This is a genomic window from Bradyrhizobium sp. LA2.1 (assembly GCF_040547725.1).
In the GTDB taxonomy this organism is placed as follows: Bacteria; Pseudomonadota; Alphaproteobacteria; order Rhizobiales; family Xanthobacteraceae; genus Bradyrhizobium; species Bradyrhizobium barranii.
In genome coordinates, this window is the sequence record NZ_JBEPQI010000025.1 from 158,294 (window position 1) to 164,937 (window position 6,644).

General features: G+C 65.3%; 5 protein-coding genes. 4 read left to right on the forward strand and 1 reads right to left on the reverse strand.

Going from position 1 to position 6,644, the window contains the following annotated elements; translation table 11 throughout:
• Window positions 1–6: 6 nt before the first annotated feature.
• The gene (locus ABIB95_RS36580; RefSeq protein WP_354246933.1) at window positions 7–894 is read left to right on the forward strand and encodes an efflux RND transporter periplasmic adaptor subunit; all 888 of its coding nucleotides are present in this window, start codon (window positions 7–9) and stop codon (window positions 892–894) included.
• Window positions 895–1,154: 260 nt separating this feature from the next.
• Here ABIB95_RS36580 and ABIB95_RS36585 read toward each other — a convergent pair whose 3' ends face one another.
• Window positions 1,155–2,006 carry a caspase family protein gene (locus ABIB95_RS36585; RefSeq protein ID WP_354246936.1) on the reverse strand — a complete coding sequence of 284 codons (852 nt, stop codon included), beginning with the start codon at window positions 2,004–2,006 and terminating at the stop codon, window positions 1,155–1,157.
• Between the two features lie 421 nt (window positions 2,007–2,427).
• Between ABIB95_RS36585 and ABIB95_RS36590 the strand changes: the two genes are divergently transcribed.
• From ABIB95_RS36590 to ABIB95_RS36600, 3 genes are all read left to right on the forward strand, one after another.
• Window positions 2,428–4,155: a hypothetical protein gene (locus ABIB95_RS36590; protein ID WP_354246939.1), complete on the forward strand. Its 1,728-nt coding sequence runs from the start codon at window positions 2,428–2,430 to the stop codon at window positions 4,153–4,155.
• A gap of 296 nt (window positions 4,156–4,451) precedes the next feature.
• Window positions 4,452–5,177 (forward strand): thermonuclease family protein, encoded by a 726-nt coding sequence (locus ABIB95_RS36595; protein WP_071908582.1) that lies wholly within the window; start codon window positions 4,452–4,454, stop codon window positions 5,175–5,177.
• 164 nt (window positions 5,178–5,341) lie between these two features.
• A complete protein-coding gene (locus tag ABIB95_RS36600; protein WP_063980480.1) occupies window positions 5,342–6,529 on the forward strand; it encodes a pyridoxal-phosphate-dependent aminotransferase family protein in 1,188 nt (395 codons plus the stop codon).
• Window positions 6,530–6,644 lie beyond the last annotated feature (115 nt).

Below are 6,644 nucleotides of genomic sequence, written 5' to 3' on the forward strand. Positions count from 1 at the left end.
TGACCGATGCATCCATTGCCTGCGCGTTCCTTTCCTAAAAAACTCGTTGCTCTCGCCGGACTGGTTCTGCTGTCCGCCCAGCCCGCGCGCGCCGCCGATGACGACGCGCCTAAGGGGCCCGCGGTCACGGTGCTGAAGGTCGCAAAATCCTGCTTCTCCGACATCGTCGAGGCCACCGGCACGATCATCGCGCGCGAGGAGACCTCCGTGCGGCCGGAACGTCCCGGCCTGAAGGTCACGGACGTGCTGGCGGAGGCCGGCGACACCACCACGGCCGGCCAGGTGCTTGCACGGCTGGCGCTGCCCGAAGGCGGCACGCTTCAGGTCACCGCCCCTGTGGCGGGCGTGATCGCGACCTCGACCGCGCAGATCGGCAACCTCGCCTCGGCCAAGGGCGAGGCGCTGTTCACGATCGTGGCGCGCAGCGAATATGATCTCGTCGGCCTGGTCGCGACCACCGATATCCGGAAGCTCGCGGTCGGCCAGCAGGCGACGGTGCGCATTGCCGGCGCGGGCGACCTCGACGGCAAGGTGCGCCGCATCGGGCCGACCGTCGAGCCAAACATCCAGCAGGGCATGGTCTATATCGGCATCTCCTCGCAGAAGCGGCTGCTGCTGAACGCGAGCGGGCGCGCGCTGATCAAGACCGGGCAGAGCTGCAACGTCGCGGTGCCCCTGACCTCGATACAGTATTCATCCGCCGGCACCGTGGTGCAGGTGATCCGCCGCAACCGCGTCGAGACCAAGCGGGTTGAGATCGGGCTGATGTCGGGCGGCAATATCGAGGTTCGCGACGGCCTCAACGAAGGCGATATCGTCGTCGCCCGCGCCGGCGCGATCCTGCGCGAAGGCGATCCGGTGCGCCCGGTGATGGCCACGGAAGCCGCGAAGTAAGTCTCGCCTCAACCGTCATTGCGAGCGCAGCGAAGCAATCCAGAATCTTTCCGCGGAGAGACCCTGGATTGCTTCGCTGCGCTCGCAATGACGATGTGGGGGCAGAGGTGCGTTACACACGCATACCGTAGGGTGGGCAAAGCGACTTGTCCGCCGTAGCTCGGCGAGCGAAGGCGGAAGCGTGCCCACGTCTTCTATTGAAACCTCGAAAAGATGGTGGGCACGGCGCTTTGCGCCTTTGCCCACCCTACAATTTACGGCTAGCCGCCGGCTGCTTCGCCGAAATGGACGTCCTCGAGCAGCGAGGAGGAGATGGTCGGGACCTGGTCACCTTCGGAGGCGCGGGAGATGGCGACGCGGGTCTTGTTGAAGACGCTTTCGGCGCTGCCCTGCGCATTGAGGTTGGTGAGGAACTCGCCGACCAGCACGCTGTACTCGCCCTTGCCGTCGTCGACGACCTTGCCGGGCGAAGCCGAGGAAAGGATCAACGCGTTGTCGGGCGCGCTGATCGGCGCAAGACCATGGCTGTAGGAGCGGAAGCGGCGCTCGTAAGGGTTACGGCGGGAGGCGTCGACGACGACGAGCTTGGCCTTGGCGCCCTGCTCCTTCATCATGTCGAGCACGCCGTCGATGGAGACGCCCTGGCGGCGGACGTCGCTTTCCTTCCAGATCACGGCATCGACCGGCAGCATGTAGCTCTCGCGGCCGGCCTGCACGCCGTAGCCGCCGAAGAACAGCATGACGACGGTGTCGCGCTTGATCCGGGACTTCAGGCGGTTGACGGCGCGGACCATGTCGTCCTTGGTGGCGTCTTCCACCATGTCGACGTCAAAGCCGTTCTTGCGCAGCGACGAGGACAGCGCGCGGGCGTCGTTGATCGACTGCGTCAGCGGCGCGCTGGCGTCGGGATAATGTCCATTGCCGATGACGAGGGCGAGGCGGGACGACTGGCCGATCGAGCCAGTGACCTCGTCGGTCGACACGGCCTTAGCGGCATCGATCGCGCGCATGTTGAGGGCAGCATGGGCGCCGATCACGAGCGACACCGTGCCGATGAGGGCTGCGGCCACCGCAATCGTGCGTCTGGAAAGCTCGAGCTGCCTTACATTCATCTCGGTTCGTTCCTGTGCCAAAGACCAGCCAAGCGCGCGCACAATGTTTGAGTAGCGCGATGGTGGCTTCAGGTTTGAGGGATTGGCCGGGGATGTGCCCCCGAACTGCGCGCAATTTGCGGCGCCGCACCAAACAAAGCCTTAACCGGATATCTCCTCCCCGGCAATAGATCGCCCAAAATTTGAGCTAAGTGACTGAAGATATTGGTTAATCCTCCGAGCAGAATTTGCACGTTTTTTCGTCGCGAGCCCCTTGTAACGGCCTTAATCAAGCAGCTCCCGTGCCGGATTTTTCCGTGACCGCTATCACATTTGAATTTCCCGCGAATCCGGGTAGCTTTTTCAAAGACTTGGAGGGGGTGGCGCGCAGATGGGAGCGCGCCGGCCGGCCCCCGGCCAAAGCCCCGCGACCAGGTATTTCATGAGCTTTCATTATTTTGCCGGCGCCGCCTGCCGGGCGCTGACGGCGCGAAAAGACGGCCCCTCGCTTTACGACGTCTGCGATCCCGTATTGTCGGGCCCAGCCACCGGCGATCCGCATCTGGCCAAGTTCTACAAGACCGCGCTCGGCAATCCCGCATTGCGGATCCTGCTCCGCCGCGCCGGGCTGCCCGAGTTGCGCGACGAGGCGAAGCTCACCCGGCTTCGCACGGCACTGGTGCGGGCACGCGACGACGCCGAGCCCGACTGGGCGGCGGTCGGCCAGCCCGTCGCCGATCTCGTCGATAGCATCGCGCTCGACCATCCAAAGCCGCCGCCGGCGATATTCACCGGCCTAGCGCCGCAACAAGCGCAGATCGACGGCGTGATCCGCGACTGCGCGCAGCATCTGCTCGGCTCGTACCGCAAGAACGGTTTCCTGCCGACCTATGCCGCCTTCAACCTGATCGGCGACCCCGATGTCCGTGGGCGCGAGCTGACCATGGCGCTGACGGGGCTGAACGCGCGCGGCTACAAGAACTCCTCGCTGCTGTTCAACCTCGCCCGCGTCTTCATCGCGCGCTCACAGGCAGCGGCCGTCGTCAATCCGCCCTGGAGCGGCATTGCCGAGCCGATGTGGGAGCCGGTGCAGATCCGACACCGCTCGGCCTATTACGACGCGTTCTTCATCGAGGCGCTGCTGAGCTATGTCGAGACCGGGCTCGCCTCGCCGGCCGACAAGATTGCAACCGAGCGTGCGGTCGCCGACATGGTCGATTTCTGCGTCAACATCAGTCGCGAAGAGGTCGAGGGTATCGACGGCACACGCTTCAATGTCATCACCGCGCTCGCGCCGGCGCCGCATCCGCGCTTCTCCCGCTTCTTCGCCCAGATCAAGCACGACCTCGGCTTCGGCGTCTATGTGCCGGATTGCGACACCACGGCGTGCTCGATCTCGGCAGCGACCCAAGCCGGCTGCACCGATCCGATCATCGACCAACCGCTGCTGGACTTCTATTCGGGCTATCAGGTGCTCGCCGGCGTCAACGAGCCGCGCGTGACCGTGCCGCTCAACGACAACATCGACTACGAGGGCGGCGTCGCGACCTGGATCGATAACCTCAAAGGCGAGCGGCCCTACGGCAACGATCTCGATCCGACGCTCAATCTCGACATTCTCGAGGTCAGCTTCCGCAACCTCGCGCGCTGGAAGATTTTGGAGACGCCGGCGCGGCTGGCGACCGTGCATCGCATCATCGGCTTCCAGAAGCGGCTCGCCGCCAGCGGCGCCTTCGCCAATCCGCGTTCGCACATCTACTACCTGCCCGAGCTCTACAGCGCCTATTTCGGCCGCTGCTATGCGGCCTTCCTGGCGCTGCCGCTGGCGGCGCAGGCGGCGATCGACCCCGACGGCGATTTCGATTTCATCCGCCATCGCGTGCTCTCCTACGTCAAGGGCGAGCTGATGGCCGCGGAGATGAACGTGTTCGACGCGGCGCTGGCGCTGATCGCGCTCGGCCATCTCGGCGCCGACCCGCGCGCCTTCGCGCCGGCGCTGAACGTGATCGTCGCGAGCCTCGGCGAAGGCGGCCGCCGCGGCCCGTTCCGCGCCTATGAATGGAACAAGATGAAGACGCCGACGCGGATTCTGGTGGGTGGTCCCGAGGTGACGTCGGCCTTCGTGCTGATGGGGCTGGCGGTGGCGAAGCGGGCGATGGCGCGGGGGTGAGGGTTCGCTCTTACCCTCCCCTGGAGGGGGAGGGTCGATCGCGCGCAGCGCGAGCGGGGTGGGGTGACGGTCTCTCCGCGACGAACAGTGCCCGAGTGGAGAGATCACCCCACCCCGTCACGCAATCTCGCTTCGCTCGATCGCGTGCCGACCCTCCGCCTCCAGGGGAGGGTAAGCAAGCCACGCTACAATGACGGGAAGTTGAAAGCTCAATCGTTAGGCATATGCTGGCCGGGCGGCCAAAAGCCGACCACAATTGCGACGTCTATCGAGATTTTCCTCACACGCGGACCGGCATGTTGCGAAAATTCCTGATTGCGCTGTCTTTGCTCGCCATCCCCTCGCTGGCCCAGGCCGCCGACATCACCGGCACCGCAAAGGTCCGCTCCGGCGATTCCGTCCTGATCGGGAACACGCGGGTCCGGCTCGGCGGCATCGACGCGCCCGCAGTCGACCAGCTCTGCCTCAATACAAAAACCGAGCGCTGGACCTGCGGCATCGCGGCGCGCGACGAGCTCGCCAAATACACCGAGGGCAAGAACTGGGTCTGCCACGCCCGCGCGATCGACCGGCGCGGCCGCACCGTGGCGCGCTGCGAGGTCGGCGGCGAGGACATCCAGAAATGGCTGGTGCGCAGCGGCTGGGCACTCGCCTACACCCGCGTCTCTCACGACTACGAACCCGATGAGGCCGCCGCGCGCGAGGCAAAGGCCGGCATGTGGCAGGGCGCCTTCATCGCGCCGTGGGACTGGCGCGTCCGCAACAAGAAGACCACCATCCTGGGCGCGACCAAGCCGCCCGAGGGCGCGCATGCGGTGCTGCTCGCCTCGGCCTCCGGGCCGGTCGCGCCCTCGCCGGACTGCACCATCAAGGGCAACGTCAACACCGCCGGCGAGTGCATCTATCACCAGCCGACCAGCCGCTGGTACACCCAGATCAAGATGAAGATCAGCAAGGGCACCCGCTGGTTCTGCTCGGTGGAAGAGGCCGAAGCCGCCGGCTGCCGCGAGACCAAGAGATGAGTGCATGGTCCGGAAAAGTGTGAGGCGGTTTTCCGACAAGACCATGCTCGAAACAAAAACCACCCCAGACCTGCGTTTTGCGTGCTTTTCTTGGGCTTCCACGGCGCGTAGAACGTGAGTCAGCGACCCACCAGCCTGTTCTCAAGCAACAAGGACCAACAGCAATGACCGTTCGCGCGGGCCGGGAATTTCTGGCCATCCCCGGGCCCACCACGATGCCCGACGAGGTGCTGCAGGCGATGCATCGTCCGGCGATCGACATCTACTCCAAAGAGATGCACGAGCTGACCGATACACTTCTCGCAGACATCTCGAAGCTGTTCGCGACCAAGGGCAAGTCCTACATCTACATCGCCAACGGCCATGGCGCCTGGGAAGCCGCGCTGAGCAACGTGCTGTCGCGCGGCGACAAGGTGCTGGTGCTGGAGAGTGGGCGCTTCGCGATCGGCTGGGGCAACGCCGCCGCCCTGATGGGCGCCGAGGTCGAGGTGCTCAAGGGCGACTGGCGCCGCGCGGTGCGGCCGCACGAGGTCGAAGAGCGCCTGCGCCGCGACAAGGAGCACACCATCAAGGCCGTCGTCGTCGTCCAGGTCGACACGGCATCGGGCGTGCAGAACGACATCGAGGCGATCGGCAAGGCGATCAAGGCGAGCGGCCATCCCGCGCTGTATATGGTGGACACTGTCGCCTCGCTCGGCTGCATGCCGTTCGAGATGGACAAATGGGGCATCGACGTCGCGATGTCCGGCTCGCAGAAGGGCCTGATGACGCCGCCCGGCCTCGGCTTCGTCGCGGCGAACGCGCGCGCACTCGAGGTGCAGAAGAAGGCCAACATGTCGACGCCCTATTGGAGCTGGAGCGAGCGCGAGGGCAGCGAGAATTATCGCAAATATGCCGGCACCGCGCCGGTGCATCTGTTGTTCGCGCTGCGCAAGGCGATCGACTTGCTGCACGAGGAAGGGCTCGAAAACGCCTTCCGCCGCCACAGCCTGCTCGGCGAAGCCGCGCGCCGCGCCGTCTCCGCCTGGTCGGAAGGCCAGGTGCTCGGCTTCAACGTCGCGGAGGCGAGCGAGCGCTCCAACACCGTGACCACGGTGACCATGAGCAACGGCCATGATCCCGCGCTGCTGCAACGCTATTGCAAGGACAAGTGCGGCGTCGTGCTCGGCACCGGCATCGGCGATCTCTCGGGACAAGCCTTCCGTATCGCCCATATGGGCCACGTCAATGCGCCGATGCTGCTCGGCACGTTGGGGGTGGTCGAGATCGGGCTGAATGCGCTGAAGATCCCGCACGGCAAGGGCGGGCTGGAAGCCGCGGTCGCGTATCTCGGCGAGCAGGTGGCGGTGTAATCTCTTCCTTCTCCCCTTGTGGGCCTGTTGCGTTATGGGCTCTTGAGGCTGAAGACGTCAGGAGCGAATGCCCTGGTCCCGGCAATTGCCTACCAAGATCTGTAGTTGTCGCCCT

Bases quoted from the DNA above. Each gene is read 5' to 3' on its own strand.
- ABIB95_RS36590 (WP_354246939.1), top strand. From the start codon at position 2,428: ATGAGCTTTCATTATTTTGCCGGCGCCGCCTGCCGGGCGCTGACGGCG.
- ABIB95_RS36600 (WP_063980480.1), top strand. From the start codon at position 5,342: ATGACCGTTCGCGCGGGCCGGGAATTTCTGGCCATCCCCGGGCCCACC.
- ABIB95_RS36585 (WP_354246936.1), bottom strand. From the start codon at position 2,006: ATGAATGTAAGGCAGCTCGAGCTTTCCAGACGCACGATTGCGGTGGCC.
- ABIB95_RS36580 (WP_354246933.1), top strand. From the start codon at position 7: ATGCATCCATTGCCTGCGCGTTCCTTTCCTAAAAAACTCGTTGCTCTC.
- ABIB95_RS36595 (WP_071908582.1), top strand. From the start codon at position 4,452: ATGTTGCGAAAATTCCTGATTGCGCTGTCTTTGCTCGCCATCCCCTCG.